Origin of the sequence: Pseudomonas sp. G1002 (assembly GCF_013385455.1) — a bacterium.
GTDB lineage: Bacteria > Pseudomonadota > Gammaproteobacteria > Pseudomonadales > Pseudomonadaceae > Aquipseudomonas.
On the sequence record NZ_JACAPY010000034.1, the window covers coordinates 126,622 to 148,859 of the forward strand.

The following is a 22,238-nucleotide window of genomic DNA, read 5'->3' on the forward strand; positions in this document are numbered from 1 at the left end:
TTTTGAAATGCCTAAGAGCGAATAAAATAATGAAAAAAACGCCTTTTATCGCATGGTTGAATTCTCGGGGCAGTCACCGCTCCGTGTACCTGTCCAGTGTTGATTTTTGCTCCCTGCCTACCTGCGTCGTGCGGAGGCTGCCATGAATCAGACCCTGGCTGCCCCGAACGTCTGGACCGACGGCAAGCGCCACCTGTGGTGGCTCGGCATCATGCCCCTGGCAACCCCAATTCTCTCTGGTGCCCTGGCCATCACTACCGGCGTGCAACAACTGTGGTGGGTCGGTGTGCTGGTGATCTTCGGCCTGATCCCGCTGATCGACGGCCTGCTGGGTGAAGACGTCAGCAACCCGCCCGAGTCCGCCGTCAGCAACCTCGAATCCCAAAGCTACTACCGCTGGATCGTCTACACCGGCGTGCTGTTTGTCATCTCATCCCTGGTGGTCACCGGGTGGCTGGCCGCAGGCGGTATCGACTGGATTATCAATGGCGGCCTGTTGCATGCCACCGCCACCCTGGACCCGTCGAGCTGGCTGGCGAAAACCGCCGCGTTCATCACCGCGCGCACCGAGCTGCATGGCCAGGTGAGCTGGTTCACCTACCTGGGCATGGCAATGTCCACTGGCGCTGCCACCGGCATCGCCATCAACACCGCCCATGAGCTGGGGCACAAGCCGCGCCTGCTGGAAGTCGTGCTGGCCAAGATCACCCTGGCGCCGACCTTCTACGGGCACTTCTACACCGAACACAACCGTGGCCACCACGTGCGCGTCGCCACCCCGGAAGACCCGGCCAGTTCGCGGTTGGGGGAGAGCTTCTGGGCCTTCCTGCCGCGCTCGGTATGGTTCAGCGCCCGCTCGGCGTGGAACCTGGAGCGTGAACGCCTGCGCAAACTCGGCCTGCCGGCCTGGCACTGGAAGAACGCCGTACTCAGCGCCTGGATGTACAGCGTGGTGTTGTGGGGCGCGATGATTGCCTGGCTGGGCGCGGCAGTGATTCCATTCCTGATCATCCAGGGCATCTACGGTTTCTCGCTGCTGGAAGTGGTGAACTATGTCGAGCACTACGGCCTGAAACGCCAGAAGTTGCCCAACGGTCGTTATGAACGTTGCTCGCCACGCCATTCCTGGAACAGTAATCGGATTGTCACCAATATCTTTCTGTTCCAACTGCAGCGGCACTCCGACCATCACGCCAACCCAACCAGAAGTTATCAGTCACTGCGTCATTTTGATGAATCGCCGCAACTTCCATACGGTTATGCCAGCATGATTGTCTGGGCGTATGTGCCGTACTTGTGGCGACGACGCATGGATCACCGGGTACTTAATCATTACGCCGGGGATATCACCCTGACCAATCTTCAACCTTCACAACGTTTGAAGTACCTGGAGAAGTACAGCAACACCACCAGACCCTTCTAACGAAACAGTCAGTTGTAGGGCGTACTCGGGATCTGTGTATCGCGCAGGTTTTCATCGCCCGGGCTTTACCGGTTTCGAGTACGGCTTAGTTGCAAGAACGTTGTTTGACCCGAACAAAAATAAAATGAAGGGAAGGACGTACACCATGCAAACCCCTGCCAAGTTCACCACGCACATTGTATTGGCCGCCCTGGGCCTGATCGTTTACCACCAGGCCCAGGCCGCCCGTATCGAACCTGCCGGCAGCGCGTTTACTGCCCAGGGCCCCATCAGCTTTTCCAAAGGCGCGCTGATCAGCGCGGATTGCACCATCAAGGTCGCCGGCAAAGTGGCGGCGGATGGGTCGTCAGTAAATGTCGACAAAGTTGAGTTCGACGGCGGCCTCAAGTGCAGCCGGGTCGAAGCCATCAACTTGCCTTGGGTATTGGTGGCTAAAGATACCAGGAGCGGCTCCATGTCGAAGATCGCCGTGGATGTGCATGCCTTTGGCCTGGGCGGTAAATGCGGACCCTCTACCGCCGATGGCACTTGGGATAACGCCACGGGCAAGTTAGAAGCTGCCAATGTGCCTATTGGCGAGGACTGCACGATTAAAACGGTGTCGATCAAGATGCCCCCTACTTTCAAAGTTGTTGAATAACACCCCCGAATTTTTAGCGGTAATTGAATTGAAATTTGGCTGGAAAGGGAAGTTCTGCAGATTCACCGTGACCTCTCGATCATGGCCATTACCCCTGGCGAAATGACTCGCCATAACATGTGAGGAAAAATAATGAAAAGCTTGAAAACCCTCGTTTGTGCAACTTCTTTCGCAGTGTGCTTCGGCGCAGCTTCCATGGCCAGCGCGGCTTCCATCTCCCCGGATGGTCCGTTCTCGACCAACGCTGGCACCATCGTCGTGAAGTCGCCTTCGTCCTTCGGTGCAGCCGTGACCTGCGGCATCACCTTTACCGGCAACGTTAGCGGTGGCGTGGCCTCGATCAATGGCGCATCCCTGACCGGTGGCGGTCTGTGTGGCCTGCCAACGCTGACCAACCTGCCTTGGGTACTGACGGCTGCAACGGGTACCACCGGTAGCGTAACCAACGTCGGCTACAAGATCACCTCGATCCCGGCCACCAACTGCGGGCCAACCACCATCGCTGTTACCTGGACTCCAGGCACCAAAACGCTTTCGGCAGCCAATCAGGCGCTGACCGGCAACTGCACCGTGGTTTCGCTGAGTGTTGTTGCCCCAACGCTGACCGTTAACCCGTAAGCGCGACTCCGTAAAGGGCTGATCACCCCGTTGAAAGACCGGTGCCTCGTGTGAGGCACCGGTTGGATACGGTATTTATTGTCTGGGGAACATGACAATGCAAAGCCTTGTGAAAACAGCACGCCTGGGTTCGATGTCAGCGGCTCTGGGCGTTGCCTCATTCATTGCGGTTGCGGCGGGTTTCAGCCCGCCGGGTCCGTTCAGCGTAACCAAAGGCAGTGTTGTGTTGAAGCTGCCGTCGACGTTTCTACCCACGTGTTGAGCGCAACCAATCAAGCCATGAGTGGCTACTGCACTTTGGTGTCGTTGAACGCCACGCTGACCGGCTCGCTCACCACCCATTCCTGAATACCGATACACCGTTACACCGTTCCAGGACAGGCGTTCTTTGAAAGACGTTCTGTGGTTACAAGACCCACCGGCAGGGGCCGGGTGTAAATAATAATAAGGAGTACCGCATGAACAATAAGAAACAACACGCTCACACGTTACTGGGACTGGCCCTGCTGGGGGGGCTGATGACCACGGGGCAAGTGCAGGCGGGTGGGTTCTCCACACCGACCTTCGGCGCGCCAGGATGGGGTCGTGCGTTTGGTGGTGGTTCACTGTTCAAAAATGACCCCAGTGCCGCGTACAACAACCCGGCAGCCATGGCCTTTATCGATTCAACCATCGCGCAGCAGACCGTTGACTATGCTCGGATCAAGATCAAATACACCGGCCAGGCCTATGACTACGCGGGCAACCCGGTGACCAATACGCCCGTACTGGATGACCTGGGCAATACGGGCGACCCGGTCCTCAACACTAACAATGGTGGGCAAGGCGGTTTCACCGCTTGGCTGCCGACGGGCTTTCTGGTGATTCCCATGGGCGACCGTTTCGCCTTTGGTCTGAGCCAAGTCGTGCCACAGGGTATGAAAACCACTTGGAACGAAGACTCCAAACTGCGGGATTTCGCGGTTGATACCAAAATCGAGACCATCGGTCTGACCGGTTCCCTGTCGTTCAAGGTCAATGATCAGTTCTCGGTCGGTGGTGGTGCCATCGTCCAGCGCAGTCAAGGGTTCGTCAGCCAGAACGTTGATTTGCTGGCCGCTGCGGATGTGTCTCCAGGACTTGGCGGCGCGGGTCTCCCCACGGGGCTGGGGCATTCCTTGATGCGCGTGAAAGTCGATAACATCTCTGTGGGCTGGTTTGGTGGCGTGGTTTGGAAGCCGACGCTGCAAGACACACTTGGCTTGAACTATCACGCCAAGATCAAAAACAAGATGACCGGCAAATACAACATCTATACAGATGCCGTCGGCCGTAACGCGATGACCAATCCGATCGGTCCGAACGGCGAAACTCTGGTTGAAATCGCCTACCCAGGTCTCAAGCTGTTCCCGGACGGTGCCCACGCCAGTACCCAACTGGATATCCCGGCTACCGCTTCGGTTGACTGGGTTCACCAGTTCAACGACCGCTGGACGTTGGGGGTGAGTGCTACCTGGACTGAATGGTCTTCCTTCCAGGACCTGACGCTCAAATCCCAGGGCACCACCATTGTTGCCATTCCCTACAACTACAAAAACGCCTGGATGACCTCGATTGGCGGCGACTACAAAGCCACCGACGAACTCACCCTGCGCGCCGGTGTGGCTTACGACCAGACACCTACCCGCAACTCTACCCGGGACCCGCGAATCCCGGACGGTGACCGTTACTTCCTGGCATTTGGTGCCGGTTATGACATCAAGGCTATTCCTGGCCTGTCGGTGGATGCCGCGTACTCGCACCAGTTCGTGCAGAAGGTCAACCTGAAGACCAAGAACGTTGATCGTCTCGGTGCGGCGCAGTTGGACGGCGAGGCTGAATCCTCGGGGGATGTGGTCAGCTTGTCGGCAACCTATAAGTTCTAAGGTTGTCGAGGGCAGTCGTGGAGAAGGGCAGCCAGCGCATCTTGCTGCCCGGCTCCACGCTGTCGTCTATTGATGGGTAGCCCTGGCGCCCGATGTCGAATCCTTGCGCTTAACCTGCAAGGCTGACCCCGTTCAGCCGCTATTTTTTTCGCCCAAGCATTAAATAAAAATTTCAAAACAAAATTTGAATTTATCTTTTCAAGTTTGTAGTGTGGCTTTACGTCACAGGTCATTCCGATCTGCCCGGGCGTTTGCCGTACCCTGAATTGAGTAGAGGTATCCCCATGGTTATCTGGTTATTGGCGGGACTCGCAGCAGCGATCGCCCTGGCGTATCGTCAAGCCGCTGCCACCCTCTGGCTGGGTGCCGGCCTGGTCTGGCTGGCGGTCGGTTACCTGTTCAACGCAGTCGCCGGTTTCGGCGCCGGCGTGGTGGCGGTGCTGGTGGTGTTGCCCGCGCTGCTGCTGACAATCAAACCCCTGCGCCGCACCCTGTTGACCAGCAAGGCCCTGGGCCTTTTTCGCGGCATCATGCCGGCGATGTCCGACACCGAGCGTGCTGCCATCGAGTCCGGCACCGTGTGGTGGGACGCCGAGCTGTTCAGCGGCAAACCGCGCTGGGAACGCCTGCTGCAAGCCGCACCCGCCAGCCTCAGCGCTGAAGAACAGGCTTTCCTCGACAACGAAGTGGAGACCCTGTGCGACATGTCCAACGACTGGGAAACCACCCAGGTCTGGCAAGACATGTCCCCCGAAGGCTGGCAGTACACCAAGGATGCCGGCTTCCTCGGCATGATCATTCCCAAGCAGTACGGCGGCAAAGGCTTCTCTCACTATGCGCATTCGCAAGTGGTGATGAAGCTCTCTACCCGCTGCTCGGCGGCGGCGATTTCAGTGATGGTGCCCAACTCCCTGGGCCCGGCCGAACTGCTGCTGCACTACGGCACCGACGCCCAGCGCAACTACTACCTGCCACGTCTGGCACGGGGCGAAGACATCCCGTGCTTCGCCCTGACCAGCCCGTATGCCGGCTCCGACGCCGGGGCGATTCCAGACCTGGGCATCGTCTGCAAGGGCATGCACGAAGGTGAGGAAGTGCTGGGTTTCCGTGTGACCTGGGACAAGCGCTACATCACCCTCGGCCCAATCGCCACCGTGCTCGGCCTGGCCTTCCGCGCCGAAGACCCGGACGGTCTGCTCGGCCAGCCGGGTTCCCTGGGCATCACCTGCGCGTTGATCCCCACCACCCATCCGGGGGTGAACAGCGGCCGGCGTCACTGGCCACTCAACGCGGTATTCCAGAATGGCCCGACCACCGGCAAGGATGTGTTTATCCCGCTGGAATGGGTGATCGGCGGCCGCGAGCAAGTCGGCAACGGCTGGCGCATGCTGATGGAATGCCTGGCGGCTGGCCGGGCGATTTCCCTGCCGTCGGCCAACGTCGGCCTGGGCAAGGTGGCTGTGCGCGGCACCACCGCTTATGCGGCGATGCGCAAGCAATTCGGCCTGCCCATCGGCAAGTTCGAAGGCGTGCAGGCGCCCCTGGCGCGCATGGCCGGGCATCTGTATGCCTGCGACGCGGTACGCAAGGTCTCGGTGGCGTCACTGGATGCCGGTGAAAAACCCTCGGTGATCTCGGCCATCGCCAAATACCACGTTACCGAGCGGGCGCGGATCATCGTCAACGACGGCATGGACATCGTGGCCGGCAAGGGCATCTGCATGGGGCCCAACAACTTCCTCGCCCGGGCCTACCAGCAAAGCCCCATCGCCATCACGGTGGAGGGCGCGAACATCATGACTCGCTGCCTGATCATCTACGGCCAGGGCCTGATCCGCTGCCATCCGTATGTATTCCGCGAGATGGAAGCGGCGCGCAATACGGACCGGCGCAAGGCCCTGGTGGATTTCGACAGCGCGATGTTCGGTCACCTGAGCTTCGTGCTGGCCAATACCGTGCGTGCCGCAGTGTATTCGCTGACGGGCGGACGGCTGATTTCCGTGCCGGGCAAGACCGATCCGGCGCTGGCGTCCTACTACCGCCAGGCCAATCGGCTGTCGGTGGTGTTGGCGTTGATCTCGGACATTTCCATGGGCGTGCTGGGCGGTGCCCTCAAGCGCAAGGAAAGCATCACCGGACGGCTGGGAGACATTCTGTCCCAGCTGTACATCCTGTCCTGCGTGCTCAAGCGTTTTGAGGATGATGGCCGGCCACAGGCAGATTTGCCGCTGGTGCATTGGGCGGCCCAGGACGCGTTGCTGCGCGCCCATGAGGCCCTGGCCGAAGTGCTCGACAACTACCCGTCGAAAGCCGCGGCGGCGGTGGTGCGTGGCTTGACGTTCCCGTTCGGTATTCCACAGCGCAAACCGTCGGATCGCCTGTTGGCGCAAGTGGCGGAGCTGGTGCAGGTGCCGGGGGAAACCCGCGACCGCTTGCTGGGCAATTCCTACATTCCTCGGCCGGAAATCGACAAGCTGGCTTACGGCGAGCTGGCCTTGCGCCTGTTGCCGCAAGTGGAGCTGATCGAGGCGCGGCTCAAGGGGGCGATCAAGCAAGGCCTGATCGAGCCAATGCCGATTTCCAGTGCGGCGTTTACTCCGTGGCGAGTCAAGGCGCGGGCGCTGGACCTGATCAGCGAGGAAGACGACAGCTTGCTCGCGCGCTATGTGGAATATGGCGATCACGCGATCCAGGTGGACGACTTCCCGCAGGACTTCGGTTTGCTGGAAGCCTTGCAACAGCGCCAGCAGGCGCTGGAACAGGCCGCCAAACCGAGCGCAAGACGCCGCGCCAACCAAGGCGAAAACGCGCCGGTCAACTGACTGGAACTGGAGGAACACGACCCCTGTAGGAGCTGGCTTGCCTGCGATAGCGTTGGTTCAGTGCCAGATGTGTTGGCTGACACACCGCAATCGCAGGCAAGCCAGCTCCTACAAGGATCGGGTTTCCATGGCAACACCGTGTTTGTGAGTGAATTTATCCATGAGTGACAGCTACCTCTCTTTCGTCAATTCCCCCTGGGGAGCCTGGTTGGCCCGCACTGCCGGGCTGCCCCAACCCCTGGCATTGCAACGTCACCGCAGCGGCCAGCAAGGCCTGGCCAACCCGGTAATCGTCGCGGGGGTAGGGCGCCTGGGGGCGCAAATCCAGCGCATCTTCACCGCCACCGATACAGTGACCGCCACCGCTGCGACCCTCAAGGCACCCTCCACGGTCAAGGTCCAGGGCGCGGTGTTCGACGCCAGCGACATTGCCGACCTCAAGCAGTTGGACGAGCTCTACGAATTCTTCCACGCCAACGCCAGGCGCCTTGGGCAGCACGCCCGGGTGGTGGTGCTCGGCACCGCGCCGGAGTTGTGCAAGGACCTGCCCCAGGCCATTGCCCAGCGTGCCCTTGAGGGCCTGGTGCGTTCGTTGGCCAAGGAGTTGCGCCGGGCGATCACCGTGCAGTTGATCTACGTCGCACCGGGTGCCGAGGACGGGCTGGAAAGCAGCCTGCGGTTCTTCCTGTCGCGGCGCTCGGCCTATGTCTCGGGGCAGGTGGTGCGCCTCGAAAAAACCGTCGATAGCCCAACCGAAATCAACTGGGACAAACCCCTCGGCGGCCGCCGTGCCCTGGTCACCGGCGCCTCCCGTGGCATCGGCCTGGCAATCGCCCAGGTGCTGGCCCGCGATGGAGCCCATGTGGTCTGCGTGGATGTGCCCCAGGCCCAGGATTCGCTGCAACAGGCGGCCGGCAGTGTCGCAGGCACCGCACTGGCGCTGGACATCACCGCCACCGATGCCGCGCAGCAGTTGCACGCCCATGTCAGCCAACACGGTGCATTCGACGTGGTGGTGCACAACGCCGGGATTACCCGCGACAAGACCATCGCCAAGATGACTGAGACCGCGTGGCGCAGCGTACTGGCGGTCAACCTGGAAGCACCGTTGCACCTGAGCACGGCGCTGCTGGAAAGCCAGGGCCTGAATCCGGGCGGGCGGATCGTGTGTGTCTCATCGATTTCCGGTATCGCCGGCAACCTCGGGCAAAGCAACTACGCCACCTCCAAGGCCGGGGTGATCGGCCTGGTACAAGGCCTGGCCCCGCAGGCGGCGGCGCAGCAAGTGACGGTGAATGCCGTGGCACCGGGCTTTATCGAAACCCAGATGACCGCGAAGATCCCGCTGATGATCCGCGAAGCGGGGCGGCGGATGAACTCGATGTCCCAGGGCGGGCAACCCATCGACGTGGCAGAAACCATCGCCTGGCTGGCGCATCCGGCATCCGGCGGGGTCAATGGCCAGGTGGTGCGGGTCTGCGGCCAAAGCCTGTTGGGAGCCTGAGCATGGACTATGTGACGCAGATTATTGACCCGCCGCCCTCGCGCTCGCGGCTGTTGCTGGACGGGGTATTGGGGCTGCGCAAACCGAAGCTGGAAGGCGAGCCGACGTTGCCGAAAGAACGCCTGGTGCGTTCGGCCGTCGAGCTGTCTGCCCAAGGGATCGCGGCTTACGGTCGGGCCTGTGGTTTCCGCCATGAGCAAGGCGTGCCGCTGTCCTATCCCCATGTGCTGGCGTTCCCCTTGCACCTGATGCTGCTGACCCGCCCGAGTTTCCCGTACCCGGCCAGCGGCATGGTGCATTTGGCCAATCGCATCCGCCAGCATCGACGGCTGGAGGCGGGCCAGGCCTTGCGCCTGGAGGTGTATTGCGAACGCTGGGTCGCCCATCCCAAGGGCCAGGCGCTGAGCATCGCCACCCGTGGCTACAGCGCGGGCGCCCTGATATGGGAGAGCGACAGCCTGTACCTGCGCCGTGACGTAAACGCGCCGGTTGGCGAGCCGTGGGACGACGCGTTGCCCTTGCAGGAAGAAGGTTTGCTGCGCACTCAACGCTGGGTGCTGCCGGCGGATCTGGGGCGGCGTTTCGCCAGGGTCTCGGGGGATTTCAACCCCATTCATACCTCGGTGATCGGCGCCCGATTGTTCGGTTTTCGCCGGGCCATCGCCCACGGCATGTGGACCCTTGGCCGCGCCCTGGCCGCCCAGCAACCCCCCGGCGGACTGGACCAGGCCGAGGCCCATTGCGACTTCAAGCTGCCGATCTTCCTGCCCGGCCAGGTGGCGCTGTGGAACGTTCCGCCAACCGGCCCGCGCCGTGAGTTTGAAGTGCGTAATTTCGCCGGTGACAAACCCCATATGCGTGGGCTGTTTATCTGGAATGAGACCGATCGATGAGTGACTACAGTTTCAACCCGGCCCCGACGCGCCGCGTGGCGATTATCGGCGGCAACCGTATCCCGTTCGCCCGCTCCAACACTGTGTACGCCCATGACAGCAACCAGGATCTGCTGGTCGCCGCCCTGCAAGGCCTGGTGGACCGCTACAACCTTCACGGCCTGCGCCTGGGCGAGTTTGCCGCGGGTGCGGTGATCAAGCACTCCCGGGATTTCAACCTGGCCCGGGAAAGCCTGCTGTCTACCACACTGTCTCCCGAAACCCCGGCCTACGACCTGCAACAAGCCTGCGGCACCGGCCTGGAAGCGGCGTTGCTGGTGGCGAACAAGATCGCCCTTGGGCAGATCGAAGTGGGCGTTGCCGGTGGTTCCGACACCACCTCCGACGCGCCCATCGGCATCAACGAGTCCCTGCGCCGCACCTTGCTTTCAGCCAACCGCGCCAAGGGCACCGGCGCCAGGTTGAAGGCCTTGATGGGGGTGCGCCCGTCGATGTTTTTCAAGCCGCTGCTGCCGCGCAATGGCGAGCCGCGCACCGGCTTGTCCATGGGTGAACACTGCGAGGAAATGGCCAAGCGCTGGCAGATCAAGCGCCTGGCCCAGGACGAGTTGACCCTCACCAGCCACCATCGGCTGGATGCGGCGTACAAGCAGGGTTTCTTCGATGATTTGATCAGCCCGTATCGCGGCCTGGCCCGGGACAACAACCTGCGGGCCGACGCCAGCCTGGAGAAACTTGCCGGCCTGTCACCGGCCTACGACCGCCAGAACGGCACGCTCACCGCCGGCAACTCCACGCCCCTGACTGACGGCGCGTCGGTGGTGCTGCTGGCCAGCGAGGAATGGGCCGCCGAGCGCGGCTTGCCCGTATTGGCGTACCTGCGAACCGGTGAAACCGCTGCGGTGAATTTCGTCGACGGCACCGAAGGCCTGCTGATGGCGCCGGCCTACGCCGTGCCACGCATGCTCAAGCGCGAGGGCCTGACGTTCGCCGACTTCGATCTGTTCGAGATCCACGAAGCCTTCGCCGCTCAGGTGCTGTGCACCCTCAAGGCCTGGGAAGACCCGGATTACTGCCGCGACCGCCTGGGTCTCGACGCGCCGCTGGGCAGCATCGACCGCAGCAAGATGAACGTCAACGGCGGCTCCCTCGGCTGCGGCCACCCCTTCGCCGCCACCGGTGGCCGGCAACTCGCGGCACTGGCCAAGGCGATCCACCAGCGTGGCGGCGGCCGCGGCCTGATTTCGATCTGCGCGGCGGGTGGGTTGGGCATTACCGCTATCGTCGAAAAGTAGTTCCCACCATAAAAACAACAAGGAGACTGCCATGAACGCTGTAAGCCTGGAACAGACCGAACGCCTCTGGTTGAACGCTTACCTGCCCGGCGTACCGGCAGACATCGACGCCGGCATCGAGGACTACCCGTCGTTGCGCGAGGTGTTCCTGGAGCACCTGCACAAATTCCGCGACCGCGTGGCCTACGTCAGCATCGGCACCGAAATGACCTACGCCGACTGGGAGGTGCAGGGCATCGCCTTTGCTGCGTGGCTGCAAGCCCAGGGTGTGAAGAAGGGCGACCGAGTGGCGCTGATGATGCCCAACTGCTTGCAGTACCCGATCTGCCTGCTGGGCACGATCCTCGCGGGTGCGGTGGTGGTCAACGTCAACCCGCTGTACACCGCCCGGGAGCTGCAGCATTTGCTCAAGGACAGTGGCGCAGAGACCCTGGTGATCTTCGAAAACTTCGCCCACACCCTGGAGAAGGTGGTGGCCGCCAGTACCGTCAAACGTGTGGTGATCGCGGCCATCGGTGACCTGCTCGGCACCTTCAAGGGCGCGGCGATGAACTTTATCCTGCGCAGCGTGCAGAAGCAGGTGCCGCGTTTCAACCTGCCGGGGGCCGTGCGTTTCAACCAGGTGCTGAAACAGGGACGCGGGCAAACCCATCTCGCCGTGCCGATGAACCGCGAAGACCTGGCCTTCCTGCAATACACCGGCGGCACTACCGGCGATGCCAAGGGCGTCATGCTCAGCCACCGCAACATCATCGCCAACCTGTTGCAGGCCAAGGCGTGGGTCGGTGATCAGCTCGATCAGAACCAGCAGGAAACCAACGTCACCCTGCTGCCGCTGTACCACATCTTTTCCCTGACGGTGAACTGCCTGATGTTCATGTGCCTGGGCGGGCGCAACATCCTGATCGCCAACCCACGGGATGTGAAGCGGGTGCAGATGATCCTGCGCAAGGAGCGTTTCAACGGGATTGCCGGGGTGAATACGCTGTTCAACGGCCTGCTGGAAAACAAGGAGTTCTGCGCCCGGGATTTTTCCGATTTGCGCATGGTGATCGCCGGCGGCATGGCCACCCATACCGCTGTGGCCAAGCGCTGGAAGGAAGTCACCGGCTTGCCGATCATCGAAGGCTACGGCCTCACTGAATGTTCGCCGGTGGTGAGCATCAGCCCCATCGACATCTCACGCATGCGCGAGATGGAATTCACTGGCAGCATCGGCGTGCCGTTGCCGTCGACCTGGGTGCGGTTCATTCGTGAGGACGGTGAGTTGGCGGAACTGGGCGAGCAGGGCGAACTGCAAGTACGCGGCCCGCAGGTGATGCAGGGTTACTGGAAACGCCCGGCGGAAACCGCCGAGGTGCTGGATGCCGAAGGGTGGCTGTCTACCGGGGACATCGGGGTGATGAATGAGCAGGGCTTCATCCGCCTGGTGGACCGCAAGAAAGACATGATCCTGGTGTCCGGGTTCAACGTGTACCCCAACGAGATCGAAGACGTGGTGGCGTTGCATCCGGGCGTGGCGGAAGTGGCGGCGATCGGGGTTGAGGATGGGGTGACCGGCGAGCGGGTCAAAATCATCGTGGTGCGCAAGGACCCAAGCTTGACCCAGGAGCAGATTCTGGCGCATTGCCGGGAATATTTGACGGGGTACAAGGTGCCGCGGTTTGTCGAGTTTCGTACTGAAGAGTTGCCCAAGACGACGGTGGGCAAGGTGTTGCGCCGGGCACTGCGCTAAGCCTTACGATCGTTCCCACGCTCTGCGTGGGAACGCCTCTTGTGACGCTCTGCGTCACGCTTTGGACGCGGAGCGTCCGGGGCTGCATTCCCACGCGGAGCGTGGGAACGATCGTCAGTCGTCGAACCCCACCTGCTCATGAATCTCATCGACCTTCAATTCCAGCCGATACGCCACGGCAATAAACAACGCCTGGCACAGGCACAGCGTCGCACTCAGTGACCTGAACGCAAACGACGAGCCCTCATTCACCAGCAACACCGTGCTCGCCCGCTTGGCCAGGGGCGACAGGTTGCTGTCGGTAATGATCAGGGTCTTGGCCTGATGGTGCTGGGCAATCCGCAGGCAGTGCTGGGTTTCCTTGCCGTACGGCGTAAAGCTGATGGCAATCACCAGGTCGTTGGCCCGCACACTGCGCATCTGCTCACGATAGCTGCCGCCCAACCCCGAGACCAGATGGATGCGCTTGTTGGTGTGCTGCAGGTTGTACACCAAGTAGTCCGCCACGGCGAACGAGCGGCGCACGCCCACCACGTAGATATTGTCGGCATTCACCACCAGGTCCACGGCCTTGTCGAAGGCTGCGTCATCCAGTTCCAGCCCCAGGCGCTCGATCCCGGAGAGGGTGGCATTCACGCACTCACGCGCCAGGTCGCCGCCGCTGGCTTTCTGCGACTTGTTGGCGATCATGCTGCGGATGCGTTGCTGGTAGTTCTGCACCGGCGTGGTCTTGTGGGTGTAGGCCTCGCGGAACAGCGCCTGCATTTCACTGAAACCACTGAACCCGAAACGCTGGGAAAACCGCACGATGGCCGACGGGTGCACTTCGCATTCACGGGCGATGTCGCTGATGCGGTCGACCATGATCCGGTCGCTCTGCTGGCTCATGTAGCTGGCGATGCGCTTGAGCTGGCGCGGCAGGCTCTCGTATTCATCGGTGATCAGCTGCAACAACCGCTCGGCGTTCAGCGGCGGGCTGGCGAGTGCGTCTTCCGGGGCGCTCTGGGACATAGGGAATCCTTCTGGCTTGTTCTTATAGGACGCGTCGAGGCGCCCCTGACAATAAGTCGATGTGCGCAAGTCTACAGGGTAGGCGCAAAAAAATACCTCGGCATCCCGCCCCACGGTGCAGCTGAAACGATGCACTGCGGCTGGAACATACCGACGATGGCGTATTGGAAAATATATTCCACAAAAAATATTTATAGAATAAATATTGATTGGCGTCACCAGACGTTCTAGTCTGCTTGCACCAAGAGCGTATGCCGCCACCGCGACGGCATACGCAGGCTGATAAAAATAACAGGAGCCAGCATGGGCCAGACTCGTTTTGCCAGTGGGCGTCAATTGGATCTGATTTGCCTGGGACGCCTGGGCGTCGACCTTTACGCACAACAAGTGGGTGCACGGCTGGAGGATGTCTCGAGCTTCGCCAAGTACCTCGGCGGTTCCTCCGCCAACATCGCGTTCGGCACCGCGCGGCTGGGGCTCAAGTCGGCGATGTTGAGCCGGGTAGGGGACGACCACATGGGGCGTTTCCTGCTGGAGTCCCTGGCCCGCGAAGGCTGTGACGTCAGCGGCATCAAGGTCGACCCGGAACGCCTCACCGCCCTGGTGCTGCTGGGCCTCAAGGACCGCGAAACCTTCCCGCTGGTGTTCTACCGCGAGAACTGCGCCGACATGGCCCTGCGCGCCGAAGACATCAGTGAAGCGTTCATTGCTTCCAGCAAGGCGTTGCTGATCACCGGTACCCACTTCTCCACCGACGGCGTGTACAAGGCCAGCATCCAGGCCCTGGACTACGCCGAGAAGCACAACGTCAAACGCGTGCTCGACATCGACTACCGCCCGGTGCTCTGGGGCCTGGCCGGCAAGGCCGATGGCGAAACCCGGTTTGTGGCCGACCAGAATGTCAGCCAGCACGTGCAGAAAATCCTCCCGCGTTTTGACCTGATCGTCGGCACCGAAGAAGAATTCCTGATTGCCGGTGGCAGTGAAGATTTGCTCACGGCATTGCGCACGGTGCGTGGCCTGACCTCGGCCACCCTGGTGGTCAAGCTTGGCCCCCAGGGCTGCACGGTGATCCACGGCGATATCCCGGCCCGCCTTGAAGACGGCGCGATTTACCCCGGGGTACGGGTGGAAGTACTCAACGTGCTGGGCGCCGGCGATGCCTTCATGTCCGGCTTCCTCAGCGGCTGGCTTGAAGACGCCAGCGACGAGCGCTGCAGCCAGTTGGCGAATGCCTGCGGCGGCCTGGTGGTGTCGCGCCATGCCTGCGCGCCGGCCATGCCGACCCGCGCCGAACTTGATTACCTGTTCAACAGCCCGGTGCCGATTACCCGCCCGGACCAGGACGCAGTGCTGCAACGCCTGCACCAGGTCAGCGTGCCGCGCAAGGTCTGGAAGCAGCTGTTTGTATTTGCCTTCGACCACCGCTGGCAGTTGGTGGAACTGGCCCAAAAAGGCGGCCAGGACCCGGCGCGCATCAGCGCCCTCAAGCAACTGTTTATCCAGGCCGTGGAACGGGTTGAAAGCAAACTGGCGGAGCAGGGCGTCGAGGCTGACGTCGGGATTCTGGCCGACCAACGCTTCGGCCAGGACGCGCTGAACGCCGCCAGCGGTCGCGGCTGGTGGATCGCCCGCCCGGTGGAAGTCCAGAACTCACGGCCGCTGGCCTTTGAACACGGGCGCTCGGTGGGCAGCAACCTGATTGCCTGGCCCCGGGAGCAGATCATCAAGTGCCTGGTGCAATTTCACCCCGATGACGAGCCATTGCTGCGCCTGGAACAGGAAGCGCAACTCAAGGCCCTGTATCAGGCGTCCCTGGTCAGCGGCCATGAGCTGCTGCTGGAAGTCGTGCCCCCCAAGGATCACCCGTCCACCTATCCCGACGTGCTCTATCGCAGCCTCAAGCGCCTGTACAACCTGGGCATCTACCCGGCGTGGTGGAAGATCGAGGCGCAGTCGGCCGCAGACTGGAAAAAGCTCGACGAGCTGATCCAGGAGCGCGATCCCTACTGCCGGGGCGTGGTGCTGCTGGGCCTGAACGCTTCCGCCGAATGCCTGGCCGATGGCTTCCAGCAAGCCAGCCAAAGCCAGACCTGCCGCGGGTTCGCCGTGGGTCGCACGATCTTCCAGGAACCGAGCCGAGCCTGGCTGGCGGGGGAGATTGACGATCAAGCCTTGATTGAGCAGGTGCAGTGCATCTTTGAGCAATTGATTAAGGCTTGGCGCAGTTCTCGAAGCTAAACACGGTCAAATGTGGGAGCGGGCTTGCTCGCGAAAGCGGAGTGTCAGTCGACTGATACACCAACTGAACCACCGCCTTCGCGAGCAAGCCCGCTCCCACATAAAGCAGATCTCAGGCAACTCTGAAAAAACAATAATAGGTGCAGCCATGCCCGCTATCCGAATTGGCATCAACCCGATCTCCTGGAGCAACGACGACCTGCCGGCCCTGGGCGGTGAAACGCCGTTGAGCACGGCCCTCAGCGAAGGCAAGGACATCGGCTACGAAGGCTTTGAACTCAACGGCAAATTCCCCAAGGACGCCAAAGGTGTCGGCGATGTATTGCGCCCCTACGACCTGGCACTGGTCTCCGGCTGGTACTCCAGTCGCCTGGCCCGGCGCTCGGTGGCGGAAGAAATCGAAGCCATCGCCAGCCACGTCGAACTGCTGCGTGAAAACGGCGCCAGCGTGTTGGTGTATGGAGAAGTCGCCGACTCGATCCAGGGTTCGCCGGTGCGCCTGATCGAACGCCCGCGTTTTCACAGCGAACAGGCCTGGCAGGAATACGCCGACAAACTCACCGAACTGGCGCGTTTCACCCTGTCCCAGGGCGTGCGCCTGGCGTACCACCACCATATGGGCGCCTACGTCGAATCCCCGGAAGACATCGACCAACTGATGCGCCGCACCGGCCCGGAAGTCGGCCTGCTGTTTGATTCGGGCCACTGCTACATGGGTGGCGGCGAGCCTATCGAGGTGCTGCGCAAACACATCGCCCGCATCTGCCACGTGCACTTCAAGGATGTGCGCAAGCCGGTGGTGCAACTGGCACGCAACCAGATGTGGAGCTTCCCGGATTGCATCGTCAACGGCACCTTCACCGTGCCCGGCGACGGCGATATCGACTTCGCCGCGCTGCTGGACGTGCTGCTGGCCGCCAATTACCAGGGTTGGCTGGTAGTGGAGGCCGAGCAGGATCCTGCCGTGGCGCCGAGCTACATCTATGCGAAGAAGGGTTACGACACCCTGCGCGCACTGTTGAGCGAGAGGACTGGACAATGAGCCTGTTGGTCAAAAGCAGCAAGCGCGGGCAAACCATGGTGGCGCTGGAAGAAGGGCGCCTGGAATACGTGGGCTTCGCCGCCTACCGCCTGAGCCTGGGTGAAACCTTGCCAGTCACCGCCGGCGACAAGGAACTGTGCCTGGTGCTGCTCAGCGGCCGGGTGACTATCCAGGGCGAAGGCTTCAACTGGGAAAACCTCGGTGATCGCCACTCGGTGTTCGAAGACAAGTCGCCCTTCGCCGCTTATTTGCCGCCAGGCACCGACGCCCAGGTCACCGCGCTGAGCGACGTGCAAATTGCCGTCTGCGCCGCTCCCGGCTCAACCGACGCAGGTCTGGCACCCCGTCTGATTCGCCCCGAGCAATGCAAGCGCAGCATACGCGGCAAGGGCGCCAATACCCGCTATGTGTGCGACATCCTGCCCGACAGCGAGCCTGCCCATTCGCTGCTGGTGGTGGAAGTGCGCACGCCGTCCGGTCACTCGTCGAGCTACCCGCCCCACAAGCACGACACCGACGATCTGCCGCACCAGAGCTTTCTCGAAGAAACCTACTACCACCAGATCAACCCGCCCCAGGGCTTTGTGTTCCAGCGCGTCTACACCGACGACCGCAGCATCGACCAGGCCATGGCCGTGGAAAACAGCGACCTGGTGGTGGTGCCCAAGGGGTATCACCCCGTCAGCGTGCCGTATGGCTACGAGTCCTACTACCTGAACGTGATGGCCGGCCCCAAGCGCGCCTGGCATTTCCATAACGACCCGCAGCACAGCTGGCTGCTGGATCTTTAAGCACTTTCGACGGAGAACAATAATGAGCAACGCCCCGGTAATCGGCCATTACATCAACGGCCAGGTGCACGACAGCGCCAGTGAGCGTTTCAGCAATGTGTTCAACCCGGCCACCGGCGAAGTCCAGGCTCGCGTCGGGCTGGCCAGCCAGAAGACCGTCGATGAGGCCGTGGCGTCGGCGCTGAAAGCCTTCCCGGCGTGGTCCGAGCAATCATCCCTGCGCCGTTCGCGGGTGCTGTTCAAGTTCAAGGAATTGCTCGACCAGCACCACGATGAGCTGGCTGAAATCATCAGCCGCGAACACGGCAAAGTGTTCTCCGACGCCAAGGGCGAAGTCACCCGTGGTATCGAGATCGTCGAGTTCGCCTGCGGCGCGCCAAACCTGTTGAAAACCGATTTCAGCGACAACATCGGCGGCGGCATCGACAACTGGAACCTGCGTCAGCCACTGGGCGTGTGCGCCGGCATCACCCCGTTCAACTTCCCGGTGATGGTGCCGCTGTGGATGATCCCGCTGGCGCTGGCCACCGGTAACTGCTTCATCCTCAAGCCGTCGGAGCGCGACCCGTCCGCCAGTTTGCTGATGGCCCGCCTGCTGACCGAAGCCGGGCTGCCCGACGGTGTGTTCAACGTGGTGCAGGGTGACAAGAGCGCGGTAGACGGCCTGTTGCAGCACCCGGATATCGAGGCGATTTCGTTCGTCGGTTCCACCCCGATTGCCGAGTACATCCACCAGCAGGCCACCCAGCGCGGCAAACGTGTGCAGGCGTTGGGCGGGGCGAAGAACCATATGATCGTGATGCCCGACGCCGACCTGGATCAGGCGGCTGACGCCTTGATCGGCGCGGCTTACGGCTCGGCCGGCGAGCGCTGCATGGCGATCTCGATTGCCGTGGTGGTGGGCGATGTCGGCGACAGGCTGATCGAAAAACTGCTGCCGCGTATCGACCAGTTGAAGGTCGGCAACGGTATGCAAAAAGACAGCGAGATGGGCCCGCTGGTTACCGCCGAACACAAGGCCAAGGTCGAAGGGTTTATCGACCAGGGCGTGGCCCAGGGCGCGAAGCTGATCGTCGACGGTCGTGGCTTCAAGGTGCCGGGCGCGGAGGGTGGTTTCTTCGTCGGTGCGACCTTGTTCGATAACGTCACCACCGAAATGAGCATCTACCAGCAAGAGATTTTCGGGCCGGTGCTGGGCATCGTGCGGGTGGCGGATTTTGCCAGCGCCGTGGCTTTGATCAACGCCCATGAGTTCGGCAACGGCGTGTCGTGCTTTACCAGCGACGGCGGCATTGCCCGTGCCTTTGCCCGCACCATCAAGGTCGGGATGGTCGGCATCAACGTGCCGATTCCGGTGCCGATGGCCTGGCATTCGTTCGGTGGTTGGAACCGCTCGCTGTTCGGCGACCACCACGCCTATGGCGAAGAAGGCATTCGTTTCTACAGCCGCTACAAGAGCGTCATGCAACGCTGGCCCGACAGCATCGCCAAGGGCCCTGAATTCAGCATGCCAACTGCCAAGTAACGTTTTCGAGTGTGGAGCACAACAATAATGAAGTCGCCTCTACGTTTTGCCCTGAACCGCATGGTCGCCCCCAGCCTTTCCCTGGCGGATTTTATCCAGCTGGCGGTGACCCTGAAATGCGACGCCATCGAGATCCGTAACGACCTCAAGGGCATCGAGATTGAAGACGGCACTCCCGCCAGCCGCGTGCGCGAACTGTGCGCGGTGCACGGCATCACCGTGCTGTCGATCAACGCGTTGTACCCGTTTGATGTATGGGATGACGAGCGCCGCGCCCAGGCCATCAAGTTGGCGGCCTATGCCCGCGAGAGCGGTGCGCAGGCGTTGGTGATGTGCCCGTTGAACGACCGCGCCGACCCGCGCAACGAAGCCCAGCGCGCAGCCGGTTTGCGCACGGCCTTGAGTGAACTGGCGCCGATCCTGCGGGAATACGGGATTCTCGGTTTTGTCGAACCCCTGGGGTTTGAAGAATGCTCCCTGCGCCGCAAACGCGTGGCCGTGGATGCGATCAAGTCTGTCGGCGGCCTGGATGTGTTCCGCGTGGTGCATGACACCTTCCACCACCACCTGGCCAGTGAACATGAGTTCTTCCCCGAGCTGACCGGGCTGGTGCATATCTCCGGCGTGGAAGATGCCGACGCACCGCTGAGCTCGATCCGCGACGGCCACCGCGTGCTGGTGGGCGAGGCTGACATCCTCGGCAATGCCGCGCAGATCGACACGCTGCTCAGCACCGGCTACAGCGGCCACCTATCGTTCGAACCGTTCGCCGAAAGCGTGCACGGCCTGGCCGATATCAAGCAGGCATTGGGGGCGAGCATCGCCCACCTGCAGAAACGATAAGGAGCACCCCATGACCACAACCCGATTGACCATGGCCCAGGCCCTGGTGAAGTTTCTGGATAACCAGTACATCGAAGTCGATGGTGTGCAGAGCAAGTTTGTCGCCGGCATCTTCACGATTTTTGGCCACGGCAATGTGCTGGGCCTGGGCCAGGCCCTGGAGCAGGACAGCGGCGACCTGGTGGTGCATCAGGGCCGCAACGAACAAGGCATGGCCCACGCGGCGATTGGTTTTGCCAAGCAGCACTTGCGCCGCAAGATCTACGCGTGCTCCTCCTCGGTGGGGCCGGGTGCGGCGAATATGTTGACCGCCGCGGCGACCGCGACCGCCAACCGGATTCCGTTGCTGCTGTTGCCCGGTGATGTCTACGCCAGTCGCCAGCCTGATCCGGTACTGCAACAAATCGAACAGTTCCACGACTTGAGCATCAGCACCAACGATGCCTTTCGTGCGGTCAGCAAATACTGGGACCGCATCAACCGCCCGGAACAGCTGATGACGGCGGCGATTCACGCCATGCGCGTGCTCACCGACCCGGCGGAAACCGGCGCCGTGACCCTGGCCCTGCCGCAGGATGTACAGGGCGAAGCCTGGGATTACCCGGATTACTTCCTGCAAAAACGCGTGCACCGTATCGACCGTCGCCCGGCGACCGAGGCGATGCTGGGGGATGCCGTGGCGGCGTTCAAGGGCAAGCGCAAACCGCTGATCGTGTGTGGCGGCGGGGTCAAATACTCCGGGGCGAATGCCGCGCTGCAAGCCTTTGCCGAACGCTTCGACATTCCTTTCGCGGAAACCCAGGCGGGTAAGAGTGCGGTGGTTTCAAGCCATCCACTGAACCTCGGCGGTCTTGGTGAAACCGGCTGCCTGGCGGCGAACCTGCTGGCACCCGAGGCGGATCTGATCATTGGTATCGGCACGCGCTATACCGATTTCACCACGTCGTCGAAGTCACTGTTCAAGCATCCTGAGGTGCAGTTTCTCAACCTGAATATCAGCCCGTGCGACGCACTGAAACTCGATGGCGTGCAGTTGCTGGCGGATGCCAAGGTTGGCCTGGAAGCACTGGCTGAAGCCTTGGGCGACTACCGTTCCAGCTGGGGGAATCAGCCACGGGATGCCAAGGCGCAATTGGACGTCGAAGTCGACCGGATCTACCAGGCGGAATACCAGACTGAAAACTTCGTCCCTGAAATCAACGACCACATGGACCCGGCGGTGCTGCGTGAGTTTATCGAGCTGACCGGTTCCTGCCTGACCCAAAGCCGCGTACTCGGTGTGCTCAACGAAGCCCTGGCCGACGACGCAATCATCGTCGCCGCCGCCGGCAGTCTGCCCGGTGACTTGCAGCGCAGCTGGCGCAGCAAGGGCGTCAACACCTACCACGTCGAATACGGTTATTCGTGCATGGGCTATGAGGTCAACGCCGCGTTGGGCGTGAAGCTGGCCGAGCCCGAGCGCGAGGTGTACGCACTGGTGGGCGACGGCTCGTACATGATGCTGCACTCGGAGCTGGCCACCTCGATCCAGGAGCGGCGCAAGATCAACGTGGTGCTGCTGGACAACATGACCTTCGGCTGCATCAACAATTTGCAGATGGAACACGGCATGGACAGCTTCGGCACCGAGTTCCGCTTCCGCAATCCCGAGACCGGCAAGCTCGACGGCGGTTTTGTGCCGGTGGACTTCGCCATGAGTGCGGCGGCCTATGGTTGCAAGACCTACAAGGTCAACACCGTGGAGCAGTTGCAGGCGGCGCTGGCCGATGCGCGCACGCAAACCGTGTCGACGCTGATTGATATCAAGGTCCTGCCGAAAACCATGATCCACAAATACCTGTCGTGGTGGCGCGTCGGTGTGGCGCAGGTGTCCACCAGCGCGCGCACCGATGCGGTGGCCAAACAACTCAATGAACGCCTGGCCAAGGCCCGGCAGTACTAATAACAAGAG

Annotated in this window: 16 protein-coding genes; 15 read left to right on the forward strand and 1 reads right to left on the reverse strand. The window is 61.8% G+C overall.

Features of this window, described 5'->3' with window-relative positions; all coding sequences use genetic code 11:
• Window positions 1-142 precede the first annotated feature (142 nt).
• The 9 genes from HX801_RS22855 (at window position 143) to HX801_RS22895 (ending at window position 12,834) form a co-directional block, all read left to right on the forward strand.
• The gene (locus HX801_RS22855; RefSeq protein ID WP_102369301.1) at window positions 143-1,423 is read left to right on the forward strand and encodes an alkane 1-monooxygenase; all 1,281 of its coding nucleotides are present in this window, start codon (window positions 143-145) and stop codon (window positions 1,421-1,423) included.
• 145 nt (window positions 1,424-1,568) lie between these two features.
• Entirely contained in the window at window positions 1,569-2,063 is a 495-nt protein-coding gene (gene praA / locus HX801_RS22860; protein ID WP_177022799.1) for an alkane oxidation protein activator PraA, read from the forward strand.
• A gap of 132 nt (window positions 2,064-2,195) precedes the next feature.
• On the forward strand, window positions 2,196-2,681 hold the full coding sequence (praB, locus tag HX801_RS22865; protein WP_177022784.1) for an alkane oxidation protein activator PraB: 486 nt from the start codon (window positions 2,196-2,198) through the stop codon (window positions 2,679-2,681).
• Between the two features lie 458 nt (window positions 2,682-3,139).
• A complete protein-coding gene (locus HX801_RS22870) occupies window positions 3,140-4,585 on the forward strand; it encodes an outer membrane protein transport protein (protein WP_177022785.1) in 1,446 nt (481 codons plus the stop codon).
• A gap of 284 nt (window positions 4,586-4,869) precedes the next feature.
• A complete protein-coding gene (locus HX801_RS22875) occupies window positions 4,870-7,407 on the forward strand; it encodes an acyl-CoA dehydrogenase (protein ID WP_177022786.1) in 2,538 nt (845 codons plus the stop codon).
• A gap of 160 nt (window positions 7,408-7,567) precedes the next feature.
• On the forward strand, window positions 7,568-8,911 hold the full coding sequence (locus HX801_RS22880; protein ID WP_087694129.1) for a 3-oxoacyl-ACP reductase: 1,344 nt from the start codon (window positions 7,568-7,570) through the stop codon (window positions 8,909-8,911).
• Between the two features lie 2 nt (window positions 8,912-8,913).
• Window positions 8,914-9,804, forward strand: a complete 891-nt coding sequence (locus HX801_RS22885) for a MaoC/PaaZ C-terminal domain-containing protein (RefSeq protein ID WP_177022787.1) — start codon at window positions 8,914-8,916, stop codon at window positions 9,802-9,804.
• Entirely contained in the window at window positions 9,801-11,099 is a 1,299-nt protein-coding gene (locus tag HX801_RS22890; protein ID WP_177022788.1) for an acetyl-CoA C-acetyltransferase, read from the forward strand. The genes HX801_RS22885 and HX801_RS22890 overlap by 4 nt, the downstream gene beginning before the upstream one ends.
• 31 nt (window positions 11,100-11,130) lie before the next feature.
• Entirely contained in the window at window positions 11,131-12,834 is a 1,704-nt protein-coding gene (locus HX801_RS22895) for an AMP-binding protein (RefSeq protein WP_003214676.1), read from the forward strand.
• 114 nt (window positions 12,835-12,948) lie between these two features.
• Here the strand turns inward: HX801_RS22895 and HX801_RS22900 are convergent, their stop codons facing one another.
• Entirely contained in the window at window positions 12,949-13,845 is an 897-nt protein-coding gene (locus HX801_RS22900; RefSeq protein ID WP_003214679.1) for a MurR/RpiR family transcriptional regulator, read from the reverse strand.
• A gap of 303 nt (window positions 13,846-14,148) precedes the next feature.
• Between HX801_RS22900 and iolC the strand changes: the two genes are divergently transcribed.
• The 6 genes from iolC (at window position 14,149) to iolD (ending at window position 22,229) form a co-directional block, all read left to right on the forward strand.
• Window positions 14,149-16,086 carry a 5-dehydro-2-deoxygluconokinase gene (iolC, locus tag HX801_RS22905; RefSeq protein ID WP_102605499.1) on the forward strand — a complete coding sequence of 646 codons (1,938 nt, stop codon included), beginning with the start codon at window positions 14,149-14,151 and terminating at the stop codon, window positions 16,084-16,086.
• A 148-nt stretch (window positions 16,087-16,234) separates the two neighbouring features.
• Window positions 16,235-17,128, forward strand: a complete 894-nt coding sequence (gene iolE / locus HX801_RS22910; RefSeq protein ID WP_087694126.1) for a myo-inosose-2 dehydratase — start codon at window positions 16,235-16,237, stop codon at window positions 17,126-17,128.
• Window positions 17,125-17,919 (forward strand): 5-deoxy-glucuronate isomerase, encoded by a 795-nt coding sequence (iolB, locus tag HX801_RS22915; protein ID WP_177022789.1) that lies wholly within the window; start codon window positions 17,125-17,127, stop codon window positions 17,917-17,919. Before iolE ends, iolB begins: the two co-directional genes overlap by 4 nt.
• A 22-nt stretch (window positions 17,920-17,941) precedes the next feature.
• Window positions 17,942-19,444 (forward strand): CoA-acylating methylmalonate-semialdehyde dehydrogenase, encoded by a 1,503-nt coding sequence (locus HX801_RS22920; protein ID WP_177022790.1) that lies wholly within the window; start codon window positions 17,942-17,944, stop codon window positions 19,442-19,444.
• A gap of 27 nt (window positions 19,445-19,471) precedes the next feature.
• On the forward strand, window positions 19,472-20,287 hold the full coding sequence (locus tag HX801_RS22925; protein WP_177022791.1) for a TIM barrel protein: 816 nt from the start codon (window positions 19,472-19,474) through the stop codon (window positions 20,285-20,287).
• Window positions 20,288-20,297: 10 nt separating this feature from the next.
• Window positions 20,298-22,229 carry a 3D-(3,5/4)-trihydroxycyclohexane-1,2-dione acylhydrolase (decyclizing) gene (gene iolD / locus HX801_RS22930; protein ID WP_177022792.1) on the forward strand — a complete coding sequence of 644 codons (1,932 nt, stop codon included), beginning with the start codon at window positions 20,298-20,300 and terminating at the stop codon, window positions 22,227-22,229.
• The last annotated feature ends 9 nt before the right edge of the window (window positions 22,230-22,238 follow it).

Coding starts and splice junctions, on each gene's coding strand:
- HX801_RS22855 (WP_102369301.1), top strand. CDS start 143: ATGAATCAGACCCTGGCTGCCCCGAACGTCTGGACCGACGGCAAGCGC.
- iolC (WP_102605499.1), top strand. CDS start 14,149: ATGGGCCAGACTCGTTTTGCCAGTGGGCGTCAATTGGATCTGATTTGC.
- HX801_RS22875 (WP_177022786.1), top strand. CDS start 4,870: ATGGTTATCTGGTTATTGGCGGGACTCGCAGCAGCGATCGCCCTGGCG.
- HX801_RS22920 (WP_177022790.1), top strand. CDS start 17,942: ATGAGCAACGCCCCGGTAATCGGCCATTACATCAACGGCCAGGTGCAC.
- HX801_RS22890 (WP_177022788.1), top strand. CDS start 9,801: ATGAGTGACTACAGTTTCAACCCGGCCCCGACGCGCCGCGTGGCGATT.
- HX801_RS22885 (WP_177022787.1), top strand. CDS start 8,914: ATGGACTATGTGACGCAGATTATTGACCCGCCGCCCTCGCGCTCGCGG.
- HX801_RS22870 (WP_177022785.1), top strand. CDS start 3,140: ATGAACAATAAGAAACAACACGCTCACACGTTACTGGGACTGGCCCTG.
- iolD (WP_177022792.1), top strand. CDS start 20,298: ATGACCACAACCCGATTGACCATGGCCCAGGCCCTGGTGAAGTTTCTG.
- iolB (WP_177022789.1), top strand. CDS start 17,125: ATGAGCCTGTTGGTCAAAAGCAGCAAGCGCGGGCAAACCATGGTGGCG.
- HX801_RS22880 (WP_087694129.1), top strand. CDS start 7,568: ATGAGTGACAGCTACCTCTCTTTCGTCAATTCCCCCTGGGGAGCCTGG.
- HX801_RS22925 (WP_177022791.1), top strand. CDS start 19,472: ATGAAGTCGCCTCTACGTTTTGCCCTGAACCGCATGGTCGCCCCCAGC.
- HX801_RS22900 (WP_003214679.1), bottom strand. CDS start 13,845: ATGTCCCAGAGCGCCCCGGAAGACGCACTCGCCAGCCCGCCGCTGAAC.
- iolE (WP_087694126.1), top strand. CDS start 16,235: ATGCCCGCTATCCGAATTGGCATCAACCCGATCTCCTGGAGCAACGAC.
- praB (WP_177022784.1), top strand. CDS start 2,196: ATGAAAAGCTTGAAAACCCTCGTTTGTGCAACTTCTTTCGCAGTGTGC.
- HX801_RS22895 (WP_003214676.1), top strand. CDS start 11,131: ATGAACGCTGTAAGCCTGGAACAGACCGAACGCCTCTGGTTGAACGCT.
- praA (WP_177022799.1), top strand. CDS start 1,569: ATGCAAACCCCTGCCAAGTTCACCACGCACATTGTATTGGCCGCCCTG.